The sequence below is a fragment of the Streptomyces sp. NPDC093071 genome, from assembly GCF_044754545.1.
Classification (GTDB): Bacteria; Actinomycetota; Actinomycetes; order Streptomycetales; family Streptomycetaceae; genus Streptomyces.
On sequence record NZ_JBIVPH010000001.1, the window covers coordinates 1,018,993 to 1,037,723 of the forward strand.

The window sequence follows — 18,731 nt, forward strand, 5'->3', positions numbered from 1 at the left end:
CTGGAGACCGCCATGACCGCACCCTCCGACGCCACCGCCGACGGCACCACCCGGACCGGCCCGAAGTCCCCGGACGTCACCTTCCGCGCGGCGCCCGAACTGACCAGCCCTGTCTTCGAGGTCGGCGGCCTGTCCGTCTTCTACGGCGACCACGAGGCCGTACGGGACGTCAACATGACCATCGGCGAGCGGCAGATCACCGCGATGATCGGCCCGTCCGGCTGCGGCAAGTCGACCGTCCTGCGCTGCTTCAACCGCATGAACGACCTCGTGCCCGGCGCCCGCGTGGCCGGCAAGGTCCGCTACCACGACGAGGACCTGTACGGGAAGGACGTCGACCCGATCGAGGTCCGTCGCCGGATCGGCATGGTCTTCCAGAAGCCCAACCCGTTCCCCAAGTCCATCTACGACAACATCGCCTACGGCCCCCGGGTCGCCGGCGTGAAGGGGAACCTGGACGACCTGGTCGAGGAGACCCTGACCCGCGCCGCGCTGTGGGACGAGGTCAAGGACAAGCTGAAGGGCTCCGCGCTCGCGCTGTCCGGCGGCCAGCAGCAGCGGCTGTGCATCGCCCGCACGATCGCGGTCAAGCCCGAGGTGATCCTCATGGACGAGCCCTGCTCGGCCCTGGACCCGATCGCCACGGCCAAGATCGAGGACCTCATGGAGCATCTCGCCCAGGAGTACACGATCGTGATCGTCACCCACAACATGCAGCAGGCCGCCCGCGTCTCGCACCGCACGGCCTTCTTCACCGCCGAGGTCGACGACCACGGCGTCCGCCACGGCCGCCTCGTCGAGTACGACGAGACCGCCCGGATCTTCTCCACCCCCGCCGACCAGCGCACCGAGGACTACATCTCCGGCCGCTTCGGCTGAGCCGCCCTCCCCGAGCCGCCCTTTGCGCGCCGCCACCGTGAAGGAGAACCACGCGTGACACCCGCAGCATCATGGCCCCCGCGGCCCGCCGCCCAGCGCGGCGGGGGCGGCACGGCCGACACCAACGGTCCGGGACTGCTCCTGGCCGAGCCGGACGTCACGCTCGCGGGCCGCGCGGTGGCCCGCTTCGAGGGCGCCGGCGTCTCCGTGACCGTCTGCCACGACGGTGCGGAGGCCCTGCTCCAGGCCGGCGTCTGCCACCCGGCCGCCGTCCTGCTCGCAGCCCCACTGCCCGTGGTCGGCGCCGCGCGGGTCACCGAGCTGATCGCCCGCCTCCACCCGGTCCCCGTCATCGTCGGGGCCGGACCGGACGGAGTGGAGGAGGCCACCGCCGCGCTCGCCGCCGGCGCCGTGGCCATCGTCGCCCGGCCCTACCGCATCGAGGAGATCCTCCCGCTGCTCACCGGCGGCAAGGCCGCCGGAGACGGCTCCGCAGACCCTCTCCTCGTCGGCGACATCGAGCTTGACCCGGTCGGCTTCCACGTCCATGTACGCGGACGCCCCCTGAACTTGCCGGTCCGTGAATTCCAGCTGCTGCGCTACCTGATGCAGCACCCGAACCGGGTCATCAGCCGCCCCGAGCTCACCCGCGCGCTGTGGGGCACCGACGCCCTCGACAGCAACACCCTCACCGTCCACATCCGCCGCGTCCGGATGAAGCTGCGGGACGAGGCAGGGAGCTGCTGCACCATCGACGCCATCCGCGGGCTGGGCTACCGGCTCGAATGCAGCACCGCCCGCACCCCGGCGCCCTCGGGCGCCTGACGCGGACAAGCCACCAGGGGGAAGGCGGACCGCTCATGGAGGACTCGCCGGAGGAGGACAGCTCGTACATCGATCTTCCGGGGCGGGCCGTACACAGGCCCCGCTGGGCCTCGATCAGCGGACGCCACCACATCCCCACCCTCGGGACCCTCGTCTACCGCAAGCGCTGGTACTCGACGAGGGTCCAGGTGCGTTTCCGTGCGGCCGGGGCGACACGGTGGCAGTACGGAGCGACCGACTGGCCCACCATGGTGGAGCTGATCACGGCGGGCACGCTCGGCGAGGCCCGGACGCTGGTCTCCTGGTGCCTGAGCCCCCGCCGCTGACCCACCGTGAAGACGGAGCGGGTCACGTGCTGGGAGCCTGCTCGGGCAGCAGCTCGCGGACCAGTCCCTCGACCCTCAGGGCCAGAGCGTCCCGCATGGCTCGCGCGCTCTCGATGTCGAGTCCGCCGAGATCGGGAAGGTCCCAGTCGAGATAGCGGCGGCCGGGCTGTACGGGGCAGGCGTCGCCGCAGCCCAGGGTGACCACCACGTCGGCGGCCTGAAGGATCTCCGAGGTCAGCGGCTTGGGGAACTCCTCGCCCACGTCCAGGTCCTGCTCGGCGAGCAGCCGCCGTACGACCGGGGAGATGTCGTCGGCGGGCGCCGAGCCGGCCGTGGTCACGGTCACCGCGTCGGCGGCGCGGTGACGCATGAGCGCGGCGGCCAGCTGCGAGCGCCCGGCGTTCTCCGTGCACACGAACAGCACCTCGGGGACCGGCTTGGGGCTGAGCCCGGCCCCGCGCGTCAGGGCGCTGAGTCGCTGGTCCGCGAAACGCTCGACGAGCGCGGGCAGATGGGTACGCACCCGCGCGCGGCCCGAGAGGAGATGGGCGCACTCCGCCACGTACCGCTCGACGGTCTCGCGCGAGAACGACCGGCGGTGACGCGCGGCCAGCCGCCGCGTGATGCGGTCCAGCAGCGCGCTCGTGCTCCGAAGCGGCGGCGTCGACCGCCCGAGGTGAGCCGACTCGTCCACCACACACACCTCCTCGGTCCGACCCGCGGGCCCGGCCGGCCCACCTAACAGGATCATAGATGCACGTCTATTTTCTGGACAGGCGGGATCAAAAGTGAACGCTCGGTGAACTCATGGCATGGCCACCTTCCAGGGCCCCGATCCGCGTGCCGCCGCTCGTATGGTGAATAGATGGCTATCACTGCAATAGACGCGTCGCAGGCCGTGCGCGCCCCGGAGGCGGAGGCGTGCAGCCCGCAGCTGGCCTGCCTCCTGATCGACCGCGAGGAGGCGGAGCGGCTGGCGGCCATGCTCAAGGCCATCGCCGACCCGACCCGGCTTCAGATACTGCGGCTGATCGAACGCTCCCCGACCGCGGAGGCGTGCGTCTGCGACCTGACCGAGTGCCTGGGGCTGCGGCAGCCCACGGTCAGTCACCACCTGAAGATCATGACCGAGGCCGGTCTGCTGAAGCGGGACCGTCGTGGCACCTGGGTCTGGTACTCGGTCGACCGTGACGGGCTGCGCCGGGTCCGGGACATCCTCGACCCCGAGACCGCCTGACCCGCCTACGCAACGAAAACGGCCCCGGTTCCGCCATGTCGCAATCACGGCGGGACCGGGGCCTGCTTGCGCTCCCTGGCAGCGTGCCCCAAGGGCTCAGCCCGCGAGGAGGCCCTCCAGCTCTCGTACGAGGGCGGCCTTGGGCTTGGCGCCGACGATGGTCTGGGTGACCTCGCCGCCGACGTAGACGTTCATCGTGGGGATCGACATGACGTCGTACTTCATGGCGGTGTCCGGGTTCTGGTCGATGTTGAGCTTGACGATCTCGATCTTGTCGCCGTGCTCGGCGGCGATGGCCTCCAGGGAGGGCGCGAGCTGGCGGCACGGGCCGCACCACTCGGCCCAGAAGTCAACCAGGACGGGCTTGTCGCTCTTGAGGACGTCAACTTCGAAAGAAGCGTCGGTCACGGTCTTGAGGGCCACGGGTACCTCCTCGTGGGGTGTGTGGTGCGGTTCGGTCCGCGTCAGGCCGTGACTGCGGCCATGGCCGGGGTCTTGTCGGCGAGGGCGGCGAGATAGCGCTCGGCGTCGAGCCCTGCCGCGGCACCGGAACCGGCGGCCGTGATGGCCTGGCGGTAGGTGTGGTCGACGACATCGCCGGCGGCGAAGACGCCGGGAAGGTTCGTCCGGGTGGAGGGCGACTCCACCCTGATGTAGCCCTCGTCGTCCAGGTCGATCTGGCCGGTGAACAGCTCGGTGCGCGGGTCGTGGCCGATCGCGATGAACAGGCCGGTGACGTCGAGGTCACGGGTCTTGCCGGTGAACGTGTCGCGCAGGGTCAGGCCCGCGAGCATCCCGTTCTCGGACTTGATCTCGGCGATCTCACTGTCGAAGGCGAAGGAGATCTTGTCGTCGGCGAACGCCCGGTTCTGCATGACCTGCGAGGCCCGCAGGGTGGAACGGCGGTGCACGACGGTGACCGAGCGGGCGAAGCGGGTGAGGAAGGTGGCCTCCTCCATGGCAGTGTCCCCGCCGCCGACCACGACGATGTCGCGGTCGCGGAAGAAGAACCCGTCACAGGTCGCACACCAGGACACGCCCCGCCCGGACAGCTCGTCCTCATTCGGAAGACCGAGCTTGCGGTACCCGGAGCCGGTGGAGATGATCACGGCCTTGGCACGGTGGACCGTGCCGGCGGAGTCGGTGACTTCCTTGATCTCGCCGGTCAGGTCCACCGAGACGATGTCGTCATCGATCATCTCGGCGCCGAACTTCTCGGCCTGGGCCCGCATGTTCTCCATGAGGACGGGACCATCGACGCCCTCGGGGAAGCCGGGGAAGTTCTCGACCTCGGTCGTCGTGGTGAGCGAGCCGCCCACGAAGATCGAGCTGCCGAACAACAGCGGCTTGAGCTGCGCGCGGGCGGTGTAGAGGGCGGCGGTGTATCCGGCGGGGCCCGACCCGATGATGATGACGTTCCGGATCTCGCTCACGCGGTCTTCTCCGGGGCGATCTCCTCGATCAGGCCCTCGACGAGCTTCTTGATCTCGTCGCGGATCGGGCGGACGGCCTCGACGCCCTGGCCCGCCGGGTCCTCCAGCGTCCAGTCCAGGTAGCGCTTGCCCGGGAAGACGGGGCAGGTGTCGCCGCAGCCCATGGTGATGCACACGTCGGACGCCTTGACCGCGTCGATCGTGAGGATCTTCGGGGTCTCGGCGGTGATGTCGATGCCGACCTCGCGCATCGCCTCGACAGCGGCGGGGTTGACCTGGTCGGCGGGGGCGGAACCGGCGGAACGGACCTCGACGCGGTCCCCGGCCAGGTGCGACAGCCACGCGGCAGCCATCTGGGAACGGCCGGCGTTGTGGACACAGACGAACAGGACGGAGGGCTTCTCGGACACGGCGGGTCTCTCTTGTCTCGCGACGAAATCAGGCGCCACTGAAATCAGCACCCGGTGGTGTCATCCACCACTGATGTGAGAGTATCAGTACATGATGACGTCAGTCGACACTGAGCTGATCCGGGTGCTGGGCGACCCCCTGCGCCTGCGGATCGTGACCCTGCTCGCCCGCGAGATGCTGTGCACCACCCACCTGGTGGAGGAGACCGGTGCCAAGCAGACCAACCTCTCCAACCACCTGAGAGTGCTGCGCGAGGCCGGGGTCGTCGAGACCGAGCCGTGCGGCCGGTTCACGTACTACAAGCTCCGCCCGGACGTCATCGCCTCCATCGCCGGCCAGTTCGCCGAGCTGGCCGAGACCGCCCGTACCGCTGCCGAGAACAAGAGGGCCTGTCCGTGACCCCCACCCAAGCGCCCGCCCCGACCGAGGACACCTCGGTCGTCGCGAAGCTTTCGACGCTTGACCGTTTTCTCGCCGTCTGGATCCTCCTGGCCATGGGCCTCGGACTGGGTCTGGGCCGGCTGATCCCCGGGCTGAACGACGCGCTCGCCAAGGTCGAGATCGGCGGCATCTCGCTCCCGATCGCCGTCGGCCTGCTGATCATGATGTACCCGGTCCTGGCGAAGGTCCGGTACGACAAGCTCGACGCCGTCACCGGCGACCGCAAGCTGATGATCTCCTCGCTGGTCATCAACTGGATCCTCGGCCCGGCGATCATGTTCGCGCTCGCCTGGATCTTCCTCCCGGACCTGCCCGAGTACCGCACTGGCCTGATCATCGTGGGCCTGGCCCGTTGCATCGCCATGGTGATCATCTGGAACGACCTCGCCTGCGGCGACCGCGAAGCGGCGGCCGTCCTGGTGGCCCTGAACTCGGTCTTCCAGGTCATCGCCTTCGGCCTGCTGGGCTGGTTCTACCTCGACCTGCTGCCGGGCTGGCTGGGCCTGGGCGAGGGCGAGACGCTCGACATCTCCATGTGGAAGATCGCGCTCAACGTCGTCATCTTCCTCGGCGTCCCGCTCGTCGCCGGCTTCCTCACACGCCGCATCGGCGAGAAGAAGATGGGCCGCGAGTCGTACGAGGCGAAGTTCCTGCCGAAGATCGGGCCGTGGGCGCTGTACGGCCTGCTCTTCACGATCGTCATCCTCTTCGCCCTGCAGGGGAAGACCATCACCTCGCAGCCGCTGGACGTGGCCCGGATCGCGCTCCCGCTGCTCGTCTACTTCGCGGTCATGTGGTTCGGCACGTTCCTGCTCGGCAAGGCCATCGGCCTGAACTACGACCGCACCGCGACTCTGGCCTTCACCGCTGCGGGCAACAACTTCGAGCTCGCCATCGCGGTCGCCATCGCCACCTTCGGCGTCACCTCCGGCCAGGCGCTCTCCGGTGTCGTCGGCCCGCTGATCGAGGTCCCGGTCCTCGTGGCGCTCGTGTACGTCTCGCTGGCCTGGCGAAAGAAGTTCGCGGCATCGGCGATCACCACCCCTCCGGGGAAGTAGGACGCCGTAGGGCATCATCCGGCTGCCCCGCTGCTCGCAGCGGGGCAGCCGCGCAAGAAGGGATCACCCGGCATGAGCAGGCATCACGATGTGGTCGTCATCGGCGGGGGTCAGGCCGGACTCGCGGCCGGCTACCACCTGCGGCGTCTCGGCCTGGACTTCGTCATCCTCGACGCCCAGCCCACACCGGGCGGTGCCTGGCAGCACACCTGGGACTCCCTGCGCCTGTTCTCGCCCGCCGCGTGTTCCTCGCTGCCCGGCCGGATCATGCCTCCGCAGCCCGGGCAGACGTATCCCGACGCGGCCCACGTCGTCGGCTACCTGACCGACTACGAGCAGCGCTACGAACTCCCCGTCGTCCGCCCGGTCCGCGTCGAAGCGGTCCACCGCGACGGTGACACCCTCAGGGTCGAGGCAGAGAGCGGGACATGGCGTGCCCGTACCGTCATCAGCGCCACCGGCACGTGGTGGCGCCCCTTCATGCCCGCCGCGTCCCCGGCCGGTCCCAGTTCCGGGGCACCCAGCTCCACACGGTGGAGTACCGCAGGCCCGCCGACCTCACCGGCCAGAAGGTGATCGTCGTCGGGGGCGGCAACTCCGGTGCGCAGATCGCCGCCGACCTCGCGTACGACACCGAGCTGACCTGGGTCACCCAGCGGCCCGCCCGTTTCCTCGCCGACGACATCGACGGCCGCGCGCTGTTCGATGCGGCGACCGCCCGCCGCCGTGCCCTCGACGAGGGCCGCACCGACACCGGCGGCGTCGCCTCCCTCGGCGACATCGTCGCCGTCCCGCCCGTCCGCGAAGCCCGTGACTCGGGTCTGCTCAAGGCCGAGCCGATGTTCACCCGCCTCACGGCGTCCGGAGTCGAGTGGGCGGACGGCACGACGGCGGAGGCGGACGCGATCGTCTGGTGCACCGGCTTCCGCCCCGCCCTCTCCCACCTCGCGCCGCTCGGCCTGCGCGGCCCGCGCGGCCACATTCCCACGGCGGGCACCCAGGCGCTCCGGGAACCACGCCTCCACCTCCTTGGCTACGGCGACTGGACCGGCCCCGCCTCAGCCACGCTCATCGGCGTCGGCCGCCCCGCCCGCGAGGCCGCCCAAGCCATAGCGAGCGCGGTTCGCTGATCCAGGAGCCCGGCGCGCGCCCGGCAGCCGGTCGGCTCTGCGCCCCTCCGCGACGATGACCGTCATCCAGGGGTCCGCCAGGGCTGTGCCCCGGTCGAGCGGACCGTGCCTGAGCGGCCCACCAGGTTGCTGCGGAGCTGGTGGCCAGCGCGGCACCGAGGAGGGTTCCGGCGAGGGTGTCGGTGAGCCAGTGCACGCCGAGGAAGACCCGGGTGAAGCAGGCGGCGGTGACGGCGACAGCGGCCGTGGCCGCGCCGAGGCGCAGCAGGCCGGTGGGCATGTGGGTGATGTGGGCGAGCCACAGCAGCAGCACGCAGGTGGCGGCCGTGGTCATGGCGTGACCGGAGGGCATGGCGGCGAATTCGGCGGAGTCGACGGGGCGGTCCCATTCGGGACGGTCGCGGCCGATCGCCCATCGGAGCACGGAGCGCAGCGCCCATTCCACGGCGGAGGTGCAGGCGACCCACCAGGCGAGGAGCCGCCGGCGCCGGTGCCACAGCCAGGCCACGGCTGCGGCGAGCAGCAGGCGCATGGTCCACGGGTCGACGACCCAGTCGGTGACGATCCGGCTGGCGCGGGTGAGACCAGGGTGCTGGAGAGCCGCCGCGTGCAGACGCTCCGCCACGGCCTGGTCCAGGCGCAGAACAGGCCGCACGCCGACGGCGACCAGGGAGATGGTCAGCGCCGCGGCGGCGGTGAGCAGCAGAGCGGCTTTGCCGGCCGGCACGGCCAGCCAGGCTGCTGCCGCTCCTCCTGCGGGTCCTGGCCGCTTGCCCCGCCTGTCGGTGTCCGTCATCGCGGTTGCCTCCAAGGATCGGGATCCTGCTCCTGTGCCCCGAGGCTGGCTCGCCAACCACGGCGGGCGCGCGTACAGAGCCGGAGCGAACGGCGGGCCGCCGTCGTAGACTCGTTACCCGATATCGGTTTCGTCACTGCCCTCGGGGGCGGGGAGGTGCGTAAGGGTGCGGGAGTTCCAGCGGGGTGCGGTGCGGCTGCACATCCTTCATCACGCGGCCGAGGAGGAGATCCACGGCGCGTGGATGACCGAGGAGCTGGCCTCGCACGGCTACCAGGTCAGCCCCGGCACGCTGTATCCGACGCTGCACCGGCTGGAGGCCGACGGCCTGCTCACCTCGGAGCAGCAGGTCGTCGACGGGCGAACCCGGCGCGTCTACAAGGCGACCGAGGCCGGGAAGCAGGCTCTGGCGGAGGACCGGCGGGCGCTCAAGGAGCTGGCTCGCGAGGTCCTCGGCGACGAGGCCCTGTAGATCCGGTGCGTCAGCGGCTCGTGGCCTCGGCTTCCATGGCCGGGCTGGCGGTGCGGCGGGTGAGGCGGGCGTCGAGGGAGTAGGCGCCCGCGCCGACGAGGAGCAGGAAGAGGCTGCCGCACAGCTGGGCGAGGTCGGTGCGTGATTCGTGGGCGAAGTCCCACCAGCCGGACTTGCCGGTGAACAGCGGGGCGTCGCCCCACAGGATCGGCAGCTTGGTGATCGCCACTGCGCCGAGCATGTTCACGATCATCGGCAGGACGGCGAGGCGGGTGGCGAGCCCGGCCAGGATCAGCAGGCCACAGACGATCTCGAAGAAGCCGTCGAGCGGTGCGAGGAAGCCGGGGGCGGGGATGCCGGCCTTGTCGAACCGGCCGACGCCCTGCGCCTCGGGGCGCAGGAACTTCAAGATCCCCTCGGAGAGGAAGACCGCCCCGACGTAGAGGCGGATGAGGATCGTCGCGGCGGGCGCGTCGGTGACCGTGAGCCTCGCCTGCCAGGTGCTGCTGGACGGTGTCATGCGGGTGCCCCTCGGTCCTCGGAGACGTATCGGTTGTCGATATCGTCCCGCGATCCAAAGGGGCACCGGTGGATTCCCGCCACCGCGGGGCGGGCGTGTCGTACGGGGTGGCGGTGTCAGCCGCCGATGGCGCTGCCGGCGAGCGGGTCGAGCCAGCCGAGCCAGATCAGCACCAGCAGGACGGTGCCCAGAGCGACGCGGTAGAGGACGAAGGGCAGGAAGCTGCGGGTGGAGATGAACTTCATGAACCAGGCGATGACCGCGTAGCCGACGAGGCCGCCGACGACGGTGGCCATGATGGTGGGTCCCCAGGCGACGTGGCTGCCGTGCTCTCCGATCTCGGTCAGCTCGTACGCGCCGGAGGCCAGGACGGCGGGGATGGCCAGGAGGAACGAGTAGCGGGCGGCGGCGGCGCGGTTGTAGCCGAGGAACAGGCCGCCGGTGATGGTGGAGCCGGAGCGGGACATGCCCGGGATGAGCGCCAGGGCCTGGCACAGACCGTAGATCAGCCCGTCCCGGACGGTGAGGTGCTCAAGGTCCTTGACGGGTGGGGCGGCGCGATGGCGTCCGCCGGCCTGGGCGCGGAGGGCGGCGCGGGTGGCGAAGCGGTCCGCGATGGCGAGGATGATGCCGAGGGTGATCAGGCTGAAGGCGATCAGCCGCAGGTCGCGGAAGGGGCCGGCGATGTAGTCCTTCAGGGTCAGGCCGAGCACGCCGATGGGAATCGACCCGATGATCACCAGCCAGCCCATCTTCGCGTCGAAGTCCCGGCGGGCCTCCTTGTTGACCAGCGACTTCGCCCAGGCGGTGGCGATGCGGACGATGTCCTTGCGGAAGTAGATCAGTACGGCGGTCTCGGTGCCGATCTGGGCGACCGCGGTGAACGCGGCGCCGGGGTCGGGCCATCCCGCGGCCACGGCGGTCAGGCGCAGGTGGGCGGAGGAGGATATCGGCAGGAACTCGGTGAGTCCCTGGACGAGGCCGAGGATGATCGATTCGAACCAGGTCATGGCAGGTGGCAGGTCCTCATAGTGAAGCCGCTGGGTCGGGCGCAAGGGCAGAGCGTGGCAACGCGATCGGGCGGCGCCCGGCTCAACGCCGGGGCGCCGCCCGATCGGATGATCAGACGGATCGTGGGGGCGGTCAGCTCCGCGCGGCGAACCGGCGGCGGACGCCGTACCAGGCGGCGCCGGCGGCAAGGACCGCGGCACCGGAGATCACCGAGGAGGCGGGCAGCGCGAAGGCCAGCACCAGGCAGCCCGCCAGCCCGACGACCGGAACGACCCGGGCCGGGCGGCCCTCGCCGGGGGTGAGGGTCCAGGCGGAGGCGTTGGCGACGGCGTAGTAGACCAGGACCCCGAAGGAGGAGAAGCCGATCGCCCCGCGCAGGTCCCCGGTCGCGGCGGCCACGGCCACGACGGCACCGACGACCAGCTCGGCACGGTGCGGCACCCGGAACCTCGGGTGGACGGCGGACAGGGCGTGCGGAAGGTGCCGGTCACGGGCCATGGCCAGGGTGGTGCGCGAGACCCCGAGGATCAGGGCGAGCAGCGAGCCGAGCGCGGCGACGGCCGCACCGACGCGGACGACGGGCACGAGCCAGTCGGCACCCGCGGCACGGGCCGCGTCCGACAGCGGCGCCCCCGCTTCGGCCAGACCGGCCGGACCCAGCACCATCAGAACGGAGACGGCGACGACGGCGTAGACGAACAGGGCGATGCCCAGCGCGATCGGGATCGCCCGCGGGATCGTGCGGGCAGGGTCGCGGACCTCCTCGCCGAGGGTGGCGATGCGCGCGTACCCGGCGAAGGCGAAGAACAGCAGCCCCGCCGCCTGGAGCACCCCGCCCACCGTGGCGTCCGAGCCGACATCCAGCCGGGCCGCGTCCGTCGCGCCGGAGGTGAGGGCGGCGACCACGACGGCGGCGAGGACCGCCAGGACCACGGCCACGATGACGCGGGTCAGCAGCGCGGACTTCTGCACCCCGGTGTAGTTCACCGCGGTCAGCGCCACCACAGCCGCGACCGCGACCGCGTGGGCCTGGCCGGGCCACACGTACGAGCCGACGGTGAGCGCCATCGCCGCGCAGGATGCCGTCTTGCCGACCACGAACGCCCAGCCCGCCAGGTAGCCCCAGAACTCGCCGAGCCGCTCGCGGCCGTACACATACGTGCCGCCGGAGGCGGGGTAGCGGGCGGCGAGACGGGCGGAGGAGGTGGCGTTGCAGTACGCGACCACCGCGGCCAGGGCCAGGCCGATCAGCAGCCCGGAGCCGGCCGCCCGCGCGGCCGGGGCGAGCGCGGCGAAGATCCCGGCGCCGATCATCGACCCCAGACCGATGACCACGGCGTCGGACACACCGAGCCGACGGTTCAACTCGTCCGGCATCCCCGTGGTGGATGGCTTGCTCATGGCCCACTCCCTCGGCGGCACAGCCGCACATTACGTACTCCGATATCGAGGCACGATATATGAGCCGTCGGCCGGTGGCCGACTCGCATCCCGGCGCGGAGGTCAGGAGAGCGTGGCGATGACCTCGCGGACCTGAGCGGCCACCTTGGCGGGCAGCGGCGCGTAGTGGATCGAGTGCAGTTGCTCCTGTCCCTCCTGGCTCGCCGTGTACGTGAGGAACGACTTGAGCGCCGGAAGACTCTCCGGCTCGTTGCCCGTGTCGCAGACGATCTCGTACGTGACGAGGACGATCGGGTACGCGCCCTCGGCGGAAGTCTCGTAGTCGAGCTTCAGCTTCAGGTCCTTGCCCTCGCCGGCCACCTTCGCCTCCGCGATGCCCGCAGAGGCGCTCCTGGTGCTCGGCCCCACGGGCTGGGCGGCGCCCGTGTCGATGAGTACCGTGCCGATCTTCCTGTTGGCGGCGAAGGAGAGCTCGAAGTAGCCGATCGCACCTTCCGTCTGCGTCACCATGGTGGAGACCGCGTCCGAGCCGGGCGCGGAATGGCCGCCCCGGCCATGCCACTTCTTGTCCGCGGGATACGGCCAGACTTCCTTGGCGGCCCCAGTCAGGTACGCGTTCAGGTTCTGGGTGGTGCCGGAGTCGTCGGCGCGGTGAACCGGAGCGATCGCGAGATCAGGCAGCTTCACCTTCGGGTTGAGGCGCTGGATCGCCGGATCGTTCCACCGTGTGATGCGTGCGTCGAAGATGCGGGCGAGCGTAGGTGCGTCCAGGACCAGCCTCGTCACACCGGGCAGGTTGTAGCCGACCGCGATGGGCCCGCCGAGCATCGGAAGGTCGAGCGCCTGTCCGCCCGGGCAGACGTCCTCGGTCAGCACGCGGTCCTCTTCGGTCAACGCCTCGTCCGTGCCGCCGAAGGTGGTGGCCCCGCGCTGGAACTGAGCGACACCGGCACCGGACCCGAGCGGGTTGTAGACGAGCTGCACCCCCGGACAGGCTTGCTGGTACTGGTTCATCCACCGCTTCATCGCGTTCTGTTGCGCCGTCGATCCCGAGCCCCGTACCTGGCCGCTGCCGACGCACTCGATGTCGGGAGCGGGGCTGCTCGCGACCGGCTTCGCGTCGTCGTCCGGACCGCCGCCGCACGCACCTAGTGTCAGCACGCCTGCCGCCACAGCGCTCGCTGCCTTCCATGGCCTGGTTCGTCGCGAACGTCGAAGCTGCACGGTGATCCCCCTGGGGCGCACGCGGATGAACGAGCGCGGTCCCTGCCGACGCCCGGTGCATAGATGCTCACCGATGTTCGGGGGGAGGGAGTGGATCACGGGCGAACAACAGCCGTCGTCCGGGCGACACCGTGGTGATCACGGTGGCGAAGCGGTGCTCGGGCGGCTTGGCCGCACCGCACTGCCCCTAGGCAGGGGCGCGGGCGTGATGTTCACGGTCGCCCCAGGATCGCGCGTACAGCCGTGTCGAAGCGCTCCCGACCGCGGACGTCGACCTCATACAGGGTGGAGGTGCCCGCTCGTTCGGAACGCACGAAGCGCATTCCGGCCAGGGCCTTGAGGTGATGGGAGACCGTCGACTGCCCGATCGGCACTCGGTCGGCGATCTCCCCCACCGTCATGGGGCGTTGCTCGGTGGCCAGCACGTTGAGCAGGTGGAGGCGCGTGGGGTCGGCAAGCGTCTTGAACAGGCCCACACAGAAGTCGAGGTTCTCGGGGCTCAGTGGCGCGGCCTTGCTGTCAGGGCTCTTCATCGGTCGTCGACGATAGCGGGCAGCCGCTCCATGGAGAGCGGCGATAGGGGGTCACCCGCGCAGGCGTCGGAGCACGTGGCTGGCGTCGCGCCCGACGCCCCGGAGCGTCTTGGACGAGAAGCTGCGCTGGAACTCCATTCCGACGAAGCCGAGTCCAGGCGCGGTGGTGGCGACGCCACCACGGTGCAGGGGTCGTCCTTGGGCGTCCAGCACGCCGCTCTCCCGCAGGTAGGGGAAGGCGGGGCGGTATCCCGTGGCGAGCACCACGGCGTCGACGGGCTCCTTCGCGCCGTCCGCCCAGACCACCCCGTCGGTGGTGAAGCGGCTGAACATCTCGCGCCGGTCGACGGCGTGCCGTTCGAGGGCTTCGCGGTAGGTGCCGTCGTCGAGTACGGAGACGGGAGCCTTCGTCAGCAGCCTCCTGATCGGTGCGACGTCGAGGCCGGTGTGCTTGAGCCACCAGTGCAGGTCGCGGCCCAGGGGGCGCTGCGCCATCCAGCCGATGGGGCGACGTGTGGCCAGCGTCGTGTCGGCGACCGCACCCAGCTCGGCGGCGATCTGGACCGCGGAGTTGCCGCCGCCCACGACCAGGACCCTCCGTCCGGCGAAGGCGTCAGGGCTGCGGTAGTCGGCGGCGTGCAGGACGTCCCCGCCGAACTCGGCGCTGCCGGGAATCTCCGGGACGTACGGGTGGCCGTAGTCGCCGGTCGCGGCGACGACTGCGGGCGCCGTCCACTCCTCGTAATCGGCAGTGCGCACGGTCCAGACGCCTGCCGCGGGCCGTACGGAGGCGACCGTCGTCGAGGTCCGGATCTCCGCGGGGACACGGTCGGCGTACGCGCGCAGGTAGTCCACGGCCTCGTCCCGGGTGGGGTAGCGGTCGGGGTCGCCGGGAAAGCGCATGCCGGGCAGAGCCGAGTACCGAGCCGGGGAGAACAGGGTGAGGCTGTCGTAGTAGCGCGGCCAGGCGCCGCCGGGCTGGTCGGCGGCTTCCAGGACCAGGGTGCGAGTGAAGCCGTGGCGGGGTGCGAGGGCGGCGGTGGCGAGACCGGACTGGCCTGCGCCGATGACGACGAGGTCGGCACGCTTCATGAGATCCTGGACTCCTCATAGTCGTTATTTCGGGAAGTGACGAAATGATGGATACGGCGACGGCCGACTTCCTCAAGGCGCTGGCCAGTGAGACCCGCCAGAAGGTGATGCAGCAGTTCACCGGAGGGGTCGAAGTCACGGTCGGGGAGATCGCCGAACGCTGCGGGCTCAAGCCGTCGACCGCATCGGAGCACCTCAGCCTGCTGCACCGCGGCGGCCTGGTCCTCTCCCGCAAGGAGGGCAAGCAGGTCTACTACCGCGCCGACGGCGCCACGATGGCCAGTCACCTCGACGCCCTCAAGGGCTACCTGGCGAAGTGTTGCCCACCCGGCTGCGGAGTCTGACAGGGCCCGCGCCCGGCGGTTCGCCCTGTCAGCGCGGGTTCGGATTGTCGAGCAGCGCGGACATCGCGGCGATCACGGACGGTTCCACCCGGTAGTAGACCCAGGTGCCGCGCCGTTCCGAAGCCAGCAGACCGGCCTCCCGCAGCTTCTTCAGATGGTGGGAGACGGTGGGCTGCGAGACGCCCACGTCCGCGATGTCGCAGACACACGCCTCCCCGGCCGGATGGGACGCGACCTTCGAGAACAGCCGCAGCCGCACCGGGTCGGCGAGGGCCTTGAACATCACGGCCATTTTCTCCGCGTCCGCCTGTGACAGCTCGGCCGACGTGATCGGCGGGCAGCACGGCGCGACCTGCTCGGCCTCGACGACCGGAAGCTCCACCATGGAATTCGACATACGTCTATGTTGACAGCTGTCGATACAAGTGGCAAGCTCCAGTCATCGAAGGATATCGACAAGCATCAAACCAGGGGGTTCCGTCGTGATCACCAGCCTGCGCAGCGCTCTCCACGCCGCCCGCGCCCGCCGCTCGGCCCGGCAGCTCGCCGACGTCAGCTTCCGTGACGGCCGCAGCGAGATCTGCGACACCACCTGCCGCGCCGAGGCTCACCGCCGTCGCGTCCAGACCTCGTTCCTCAGCTTCGGCGCCCACTGAGCTGACCGCGTTCCACCCCTGCCGCCCTGCCACCACCCCGCGTTGAGGAGAACACCCGTCATGTCCGAGCAGCAGCTTCCCGTCGTCGTCATCGGTGCCGGCCCGGCCGGTCTCGCCGCCGCCGCACACCTCGTCGAGCGTGGCATCGAGCCGCTCGTCCTGGAGGCGGGGACCGCCGCGGGCAGTGCGGTCCGCGAGTGGGGCCATGTGCGGCTGTTCTCCACCTGGTCCGAGGTCGTGGACCCGGCCGCTGAGAAGCTCCTCGCGCCCACCGGCTGGGTGAAGCCGGACGGTGCGACCTACCCGTCCGGTGCGGACTGGGCCGAGCGGTACCTGCAGCCGCTCGCCGACGTCCTCGGCGACAGGGTCCGCTACGGCGCCGCCGTGACCGGCGTCTCCCGCGTCGGCCGCGACCGTATCGTCGACGCCGACCGCGAGGCCCAGCCCTTCACCGTGCAGATCGAGCTGGCCGGCGGCTCCGAGGAGCGGCTCCTGGCCCGCGCGGTCATCGACGCCTCCGGCACCTGGGCCACCCCGAGCCCCATCGGCGGCAACGGCCTCCCGGCCGTCGGCGAGAAGGCGTCCTCCGCCCGCATCTCGTACCGCATCCCGGATCTCAAGAACCCCGCCGTACGCTCCCGTTACGCCGGCAAGCGCACCGCCGTCATCGGTTCCGGCGCCTCCGCCTTCACCGCTCTTGCCGCGCTCGCAGACCTCTCCAAGTCCGACGACGGTGCCGGCACCCACGCCGTCTGGATCCTGCGCCGGGGCATCTCCGGCTCCACCTTCGGCGGCGGCACCGCCGACCAGCTCCCCGCCCGCGGCGCCCTCGGCCTCGCCGCCAAGGCCGCCGTCGACGAGGGCCACGCCGACGCCGTCACCGGCTTCCGTACGGAGGCGATCGAGCGCGACGGCGAGCAGCTGGTCCTGGTCGGCGACGACGGCCGCCGCCTCGACCCGGTCGACGAGGTCATCGTCCTCACCGGCCTGCGCCCCGACCTGTCCTTCCTGAACGAGCTCCGCCTCGGCCTCGACGAGCGCCTCCAGGCCCCCGTCGAGCTGGCCCCGCTCATCGACCCCAACCAGCACTCCTGCGGCACCGTCTACCCCCACGGCGTCAACGAGCTCTCCCACCCGGAGAAGAACGTCTACCTCGTCGGCATGAAGTCCTACGGACGCGCCCCGACGTTCCTGGCCATGACCGGCTACGAGCAGGTCCGCTCCATTGCCGCCGCCCTCGCCGGCGACCAGGAAGCCGCCGAGCGCGTCGAACTCACCCTGCCCGAGACGGGCGTCTGCGGCGGTGCCGGTCTCTTCGACGAGCCCGAGGCGAACCAGACGGACGGCGGTGGCTGCTGCGCCGCCCCCACCACCCTCACCATCGGCATCGGAGCCCCCGCCTCCTCCGGTGGCTGCTGACCACCGTGCCCAGCACCCAGGCCGACGTGGCCGCGACCGGAACGGGGGTCCGGTCGCGGCCTCGCGGCGTACTCCCCGCTCTCTGCGCCACCCAGATCACCAGCTGGGGAATCGTCTACTACGCCTTCCCCGTCCTGCTCTCCCGCATCACCGCCGACACCGGCTGGTCCACGAACGCCGCGACAGGCGCCTTCTCCCTCGCCCTGCTCGTCTCGGCAGCTGCCGGTATCCCTATCGGCAGAGTCCTGGACCGGCGAGGCCCCCACCTCGTGATGACCGGCGGCTCGGTCCTCGCCGTCCTGGCCATCCTCGCCGTGGCCGCAGCACCGAACCTCTCCGTCTTCTTCGCCGCCTGGACAGCGGCCGGCGTCTCCATGGCCGCCACCTTCTACCAGCCCGCCTTTGCCGCCCTCACCCGCTGGTGGGGCACCGACCGCATCCGCGCCCTGACCATCGTCACCCTCGCCGGCGGCCTGGCGAGCACGGTCTTCGCCCCGCTCACCGCCGTCCTCGCCGAACACCTCAGCTGGCGCGCCACGTACGCCGTCCTCGCCGTGATCCTCGCCGCCATCACCATCCCGGCCCACGCCCTCGCCCTGCGCGCCCCCTGGCCACCGGCACCACCCGCGCCACCGGCCTCAGACGACGGCACCCCGATCGCCCGCAGCCGCCCCTTCGTGCTCCTGGCCGTCGCCTTCACCCTCTCCGGCTTCGCCGTGTACGCGGTCGTCATCGGCCTCGTCCCGCTCCTCCAGGAACGCGGCGCGAGCACCACCGCCGCGGCCTGGGCCCTCGGGCTCGGCGGAGCCGGCCAGACCCTCGGCCGCACCCTCTACGCCGGCCTCGCCTCCAGAACATCGGTCACCGCGCGCACGACAGTCCTGATCGCCCTCGGCGGGGCGACCACAGCCTTGCTGGCCGTCGTCCCCGGACCGATCCCCCTCCTCGTCCTGCTCGCGGTCCTCGCCGGAGTCGTCCGCGGCAACCTCACCCTCCTCCAGGCCACCGCGGTCACCGACCGGTGGGGCACCACCCACTACGGCCGTCTCTCCGCCCTCCTCACGGCCCCGGCCACCATCGCCGCCGCCCTCGCTCCCTGGGCCGGTGCGGCCCTCGCGGGTCCGCTCGGCGGGTACGACGGCCTGTTCGGCGTACTCGCGGGGCTCTCAGCCATTGCGGTATGCGTGGCGCAGGCAGCACGCGAGAGGCGCGACCAGTAGCGGATGGCCCGCGTCGTATATCAGTCAACCGCCTGAACCTTCCGACCCACCCGGCATGCGCGAGGTGCCGTCGATGGATACGTCAGGCCATGGGCGTCCTCCCCCGGGACGGCCTCAAGAGGCAAGCAGCGCGGCACCGTTTGACCGTGGGACTCCTCTGGGACTTTCCTGGGACTTTCGGCTGCATCAAGCGGTACGAGGGTGAAAGAAGGGAAAGAAGGTTTTCCCAGGTCAGAGACCTTGCGTCACGAGTCTGCGCAGCTCACAGGGCTGCCGAGTCTTTTCCGGGACATCTGAGCCTGC

The 18,731-nt window shown here is 70.9% G+C and carries 23 protein-coding genes and 1 pseudogene; 12 read left to right on the forward strand and 12 right to left on the reverse strand.

Annotated elements, in window-relative coordinates:
• The first annotated feature begins 12 nt into the window (after nucleotides 1-12).
• From pstB to ACIQD7_RS04270, 3 genes are read left to right on the forward strand one after another with little or no spacing between them, the layout of a single operon-like run.
• On the forward strand, nucleotides 13-879 hold the full coding sequence (pstB, locus tag ACIQD7_RS04260) for a phosphate ABC transporter ATP-binding protein PstB (RefSeq protein WP_376602687.1): 867 nt from the start codon (nucleotides 13-15) through the stop codon (nucleotides 877-879).
• Nucleotides 880-933: 54 nt separating this feature from the next.
• Entirely contained in the window at nucleotides 934-1,704 is a 771-nt protein-coding gene (locus ACIQD7_RS04265; RefSeq protein ID WP_376602688.1) for a winged-helix domain-containing protein, read from the forward strand.
• 35 nt (nucleotides 1,705-1,739) lie between these two features.
• Nucleotides 1,740-2,030: a hypothetical protein gene (locus ACIQD7_RS04270; RefSeq protein WP_376602689.1), complete on the forward strand. Its 291-nt coding sequence runs from the start codon at nucleotides 1,740-1,742 to the stop codon at nucleotides 2,028-2,030.
• Between the two features lie 22 nt (nucleotides 2,031-2,052).
• Here the strand turns inward: ACIQD7_RS04270 and ACIQD7_RS04275 are convergent, their stop codons facing one another.
• On the reverse strand, nucleotides 2,053-2,724 hold the full coding sequence (locus ACIQD7_RS04275) for a low molecular weight phosphatase family protein (RefSeq protein WP_402439238.1): 672 nt from the start codon (nucleotides 2,722-2,724) through the stop codon (nucleotides 2,053-2,055).
• Nucleotides 2,725-2,895: 171 nt separating this feature from the next.
• On the opposite strand from ACIQD7_RS04275, the gene ACIQD7_RS04280 reads away from it, so the two are divergent.
• Complete coding sequence (locus ACIQD7_RS04280) at nucleotides 2,896-3,267, forward strand: ArsR/SmtB family transcription factor (protein WP_376602691.1); 372 nt, start codon at nucleotides 2,896-2,898, stop codon at nucleotides 3,265-3,267.
• 96 nt (nucleotides 3,268-3,363) lie between these two features.
• Here the strand turns inward: ACIQD7_RS04280 and trxA are convergent, their stop codons facing one another.
• The 3 genes from trxA to ACIQD7_RS04295 are packed head-to-tail and all read right to left on the reverse strand — an operon-like array spanning nucleotide 3,364 to nucleotide 5,110.
• Nucleotides 3,364-3,690: a thioredoxin gene (gene trxA / locus ACIQD7_RS04285; RefSeq protein ID WP_376602692.1), complete on the reverse strand. Its 327-nt coding sequence runs from the start codon at nucleotides 3,688-3,690 to the stop codon at nucleotides 3,364-3,366.
• A gap of 41 nt (nucleotides 3,691-3,731) precedes the next feature.
• A complete protein-coding gene (trxB, locus tag ACIQD7_RS04290) occupies nucleotides 3,732-4,700 on the reverse strand; it encodes a thioredoxin-disulfide reductase (protein WP_376602693.1) in 969 nt (322 codons plus the stop codon).
• On the reverse strand, nucleotides 4,697-5,110 hold the full coding sequence (locus ACIQD7_RS04295) for an arsenate reductase ArsC (protein ID WP_071267274.1): 414 nt from the start codon (nucleotides 5,108-5,110) through the stop codon (nucleotides 4,697-4,699). The genes trxB and ACIQD7_RS04295 overlap by 4 nt, the downstream gene beginning before the upstream one ends.
• Nucleotides 5,111-5,201: 91 nt before the next feature.
• Here ACIQD7_RS04295 and ACIQD7_RS04300 point away from each other — a divergent pair, with 91 nt between their 5' ends.
• From ACIQD7_RS04300 to ACIQD7_RS04310, 3 genes and pseudogenes are all read left to right on the forward strand, one after another.
• Nucleotides 5,202-5,510 carry an ArsR/SmtB family transcription factor gene (locus tag ACIQD7_RS04300; RefSeq protein ID WP_376602694.1) on the forward strand — a complete coding sequence of 103 codons (309 nt, stop codon included), beginning with the start codon at nucleotides 5,202-5,204 and terminating at the stop codon, nucleotides 5,508-5,510.
• Nucleotides 5,507-6,610, forward strand: coding sequence for an ACR3 family arsenite efflux transporter (gene arsB / locus ACIQD7_RS04305; RefSeq protein ID WP_376602695.1), 1,104 nt, complete (start codon nucleotides 5,507-5,509; stop codon nucleotides 6,608-6,610). Before ACIQD7_RS04300 ends, arsB begins: the two co-directional genes overlap by 4 nt.
• A 72-nt stretch (nucleotides 6,611-6,682) precedes the next feature.
• Nucleotides 6,683-7,740: pseudogene (locus ACIQD7_RS04310) on the forward strand (ArsO family NAD(P)H-dependent flavin-containing monooxygenase).
• Here the strand turns inward: ACIQD7_RS04310 and ACIQD7_RS04315 are convergent.
• Complete coding sequence (locus tag ACIQD7_RS04315) at nucleotides 7,679-8,536, reverse strand: phosphatase PAP2 family protein (RefSeq protein WP_376605024.1); 858 nt, start codon at nucleotides 8,534-8,536, stop codon at nucleotides 7,679-7,681. The pseudogene ACIQD7_RS04310 and the gene ACIQD7_RS04315 overlap by 62 nt on opposite strands.
• Nucleotides 8,537-8,702: 166 nt before the next feature.
• Between ACIQD7_RS04315 and ACIQD7_RS04320 the strand changes: the two genes are divergently transcribed.
• The gene (locus ACIQD7_RS04320; protein WP_376605022.1) at nucleotides 8,703-9,008 is read left to right on the forward strand and encodes a PadR family transcriptional regulator; all 306 of its coding nucleotides are present in this window, start codon (nucleotides 8,703-8,705) and stop codon (nucleotides 9,006-9,008) included.
• A 10-nt stretch (nucleotides 9,009-9,018) separates the two neighbouring features.
• Here the strand turns inward: ACIQD7_RS04320 and ACIQD7_RS04325 are convergent, their stop codons facing one another.
• The 6 genes from ACIQD7_RS04325 to ACIQD7_RS04350 all read right to left on the reverse strand — a co-directional run bounded on the left by ACIQD7_RS04325 (nucleotide 9,019) and on the right by ACIQD7_RS04350 (nucleotide 14,789).
• Nucleotides 9,019-9,528 (reverse strand): DoxX family protein, encoded by a 510-nt coding sequence (locus tag ACIQD7_RS04325; protein ID WP_376605020.1) that lies wholly within the window; start codon nucleotides 9,526-9,528, stop codon nucleotides 9,019-9,021.
• A 116-nt stretch (nucleotides 9,529-9,644) separates the two neighbouring features.
• Nucleotides 9,645-10,538, reverse strand: coding sequence for an undecaprenyl-diphosphate phosphatase (locus ACIQD7_RS04330; protein WP_376605019.1), 894 nt, complete (start codon nucleotides 10,536-10,538; stop codon nucleotides 9,645-9,647).
• A 133-nt stretch (nucleotides 10,539-10,671) separates the two neighbouring features.
• Nucleotides 10,672-11,940: an APC family permease gene (locus ACIQD7_RS04335; RefSeq protein WP_376596623.1), complete on the reverse strand. Its 1,269-nt coding sequence runs from the start codon at nucleotides 11,938-11,940 to the stop codon at nucleotides 10,672-10,674.
• Between the two features lie 102 nt (nucleotides 11,941-12,042).
• Complete coding sequence (gene pstS, locus ACIQD7_RS04340; protein ID WP_402439243.1) at nucleotides 12,043-13,101, reverse strand: phosphate ABC transporter substrate-binding protein PstS; 1,059 nt, start codon at nucleotides 13,099-13,101, stop codon at nucleotides 12,043-12,045.
• A 275-nt stretch (nucleotides 13,102-13,376) separates the two neighbouring features.
• A complete protein-coding gene (locus tag ACIQD7_RS04345; RefSeq protein WP_376596619.1) occupies nucleotides 13,377-13,697 on the reverse strand; it encodes an ArsR/SmtB family transcription factor in 321 nt (106 codons plus the stop codon).
• 51 nt (nucleotides 13,698-13,748) lie between these two features.
• Nucleotides 13,749-14,789 (reverse strand): flavin-containing monooxygenase, encoded by a 1,041-nt coding sequence (locus tag ACIQD7_RS04350; protein WP_376596618.1) that lies wholly within the window; start codon nucleotides 14,787-14,789, stop codon nucleotides 13,749-13,751.
• Between the two features lie 44 nt (nucleotides 14,790-14,833).
• Between ACIQD7_RS04350 and ACIQD7_RS04355 the strand changes: the two genes are divergently transcribed.
• Complete coding sequence (locus ACIQD7_RS04355) at nucleotides 14,834-15,133, forward strand: ArsR/SmtB family transcription factor (protein WP_402439246.1); 300 nt, start codon at nucleotides 14,834-14,836, stop codon at nucleotides 15,131-15,133.
• A 28-nt stretch (nucleotides 15,134-15,161) separates the two neighbouring features.
• Here ACIQD7_RS04355 and ACIQD7_RS04360 read toward each other — a convergent pair whose 3' ends face one another.
• Nucleotides 15,162-15,530, reverse strand: coding sequence for a metalloregulator ArsR/SmtB family transcription factor (locus ACIQD7_RS04360; protein ID WP_376596614.1), 369 nt, complete (start codon nucleotides 15,528-15,530; stop codon nucleotides 15,162-15,164).
• A gap of 85 nt (nucleotides 15,531-15,615) precedes the next feature.
• Between ACIQD7_RS04360 and ACIQD7_RS04365 the strand changes: the two genes are divergently transcribed.
• The 3 genes from ACIQD7_RS04365 to ACIQD7_RS04375 are packed head-to-tail and all read left to right on the forward strand — an operon-like array spanning nucleotide 15,616 to nucleotide 18,428.
• The gene (locus ACIQD7_RS04365; RefSeq protein WP_376596612.1) at nucleotides 15,616-15,789 is read left to right on the forward strand and encodes a hypothetical protein; all 174 of its coding nucleotides are present in this window, start codon (nucleotides 15,616-15,618) and stop codon (nucleotides 15,787-15,789) included.
• Nucleotides 15,790-15,849: 60 nt separating this feature from the next.
• Entirely contained in the window at nucleotides 15,850-17,208 is a 1,359-nt protein-coding gene (locus tag ACIQD7_RS04370; RefSeq protein ID WP_376596610.1) for an NAD(P)-binding domain-containing protein, read from the forward strand.
• A gap of 5 nt (nucleotides 17,209-17,213) precedes the next feature.
• On the forward strand, nucleotides 17,214-18,428 hold the full coding sequence (locus tag ACIQD7_RS04375; RefSeq protein ID WP_376596608.1) for an MFS transporter: 1,215 nt from the start codon (nucleotides 17,214-17,216) through the stop codon (nucleotides 18,426-18,428).
• Nucleotides 18,429-18,731 lie beyond the last annotated feature (303 nt).

Bases quoted from the DNA above. Each gene is read 5' to 3' on its own strand.
- pstB (WP_376602687.1), top strand. From the start codon at position 13: ATGACCGCACCCTCCGACGCCACCGCCGACGGCACCACCCGGACCGGC.
- ACIQD7_RS04270 (WP_376602689.1), top strand. From the start codon at position 1,740: ATGGAGGACTCGCCGGAGGAGGACAGCTCGTACATCGATCTTCCGGGG.
- ACIQD7_RS04280 (WP_376602691.1), top strand. From the start codon at position 2,896: ATGGCTATCACTGCAATAGACGCGTCGCAGGCCGTGCGCGCCCCGGAG.
- ACIQD7_RS04300 (WP_376602694.1), top strand. From the start codon at position 5,202: ATGATGACGTCAGTCGACACTGAGCTGATCCGGGTGCTGGGCGACCCC.
- ACIQD7_RS04315 (WP_376605024.1), bottom strand. From the start codon at position 8,536: ATGACGGACACCGACAGGCGGGGCAAGCGGCCAGGACCCGCAGGAGGA.
- ACIQD7_RS04325 (WP_376605020.1), bottom strand. From the start codon at position 9,528: ATGACACCGTCCAGCAGCACCTGGCAGGCGAGGCTCACGGTCACCGAC.
- ACIQD7_RS04330 (WP_376605019.1), bottom strand. From the start codon at position 10,538: ATGACCTGGTTCGAATCGATCATCCTCGGCCTCGTCCAGGGACTCACC.
- ACIQD7_RS04335 (WP_376596623.1), bottom strand. From the start codon at position 11,940: ATGAGCAAGCCATCCACCACGGGGATGCCGGACGAGTTGAACCGTCGG.
- ACIQD7_RS04345 (WP_376596619.1), bottom strand. From the start codon at position 13,697: ATGAAGAGCCCTGACAGCAAGGCCGCGCCACTGAGCCCCGAGAACCTC.
- ACIQD7_RS04350 (WP_376596618.1), bottom strand. From the start codon at position 14,789: ATGAAGCGTGCCGACCTCGTCGTCATCGGCGCAGGCCAGTCCGGTCTC.
- ACIQD7_RS04355 (WP_402439246.1), top strand. From the start codon at position 14,834: ATGATGGATACGGCGACGGCCGACTTCCTCAAGGCGCTGGCCAGTGAG.
- ACIQD7_RS04360 (WP_376596614.1), bottom strand. From the start codon at position 15,530: ATGTCGAATTCCATGGTGGAGCTTCCGGTCGTCGAGGCCGAGCAGGTC.
- ACIQD7_RS04370 (WP_376596610.1), top strand. From the start codon at position 15,850: ATGTCCGAGCAGCAGCTTCCCGTCGTCGTCATCGGTGCCGGCCCGGCC.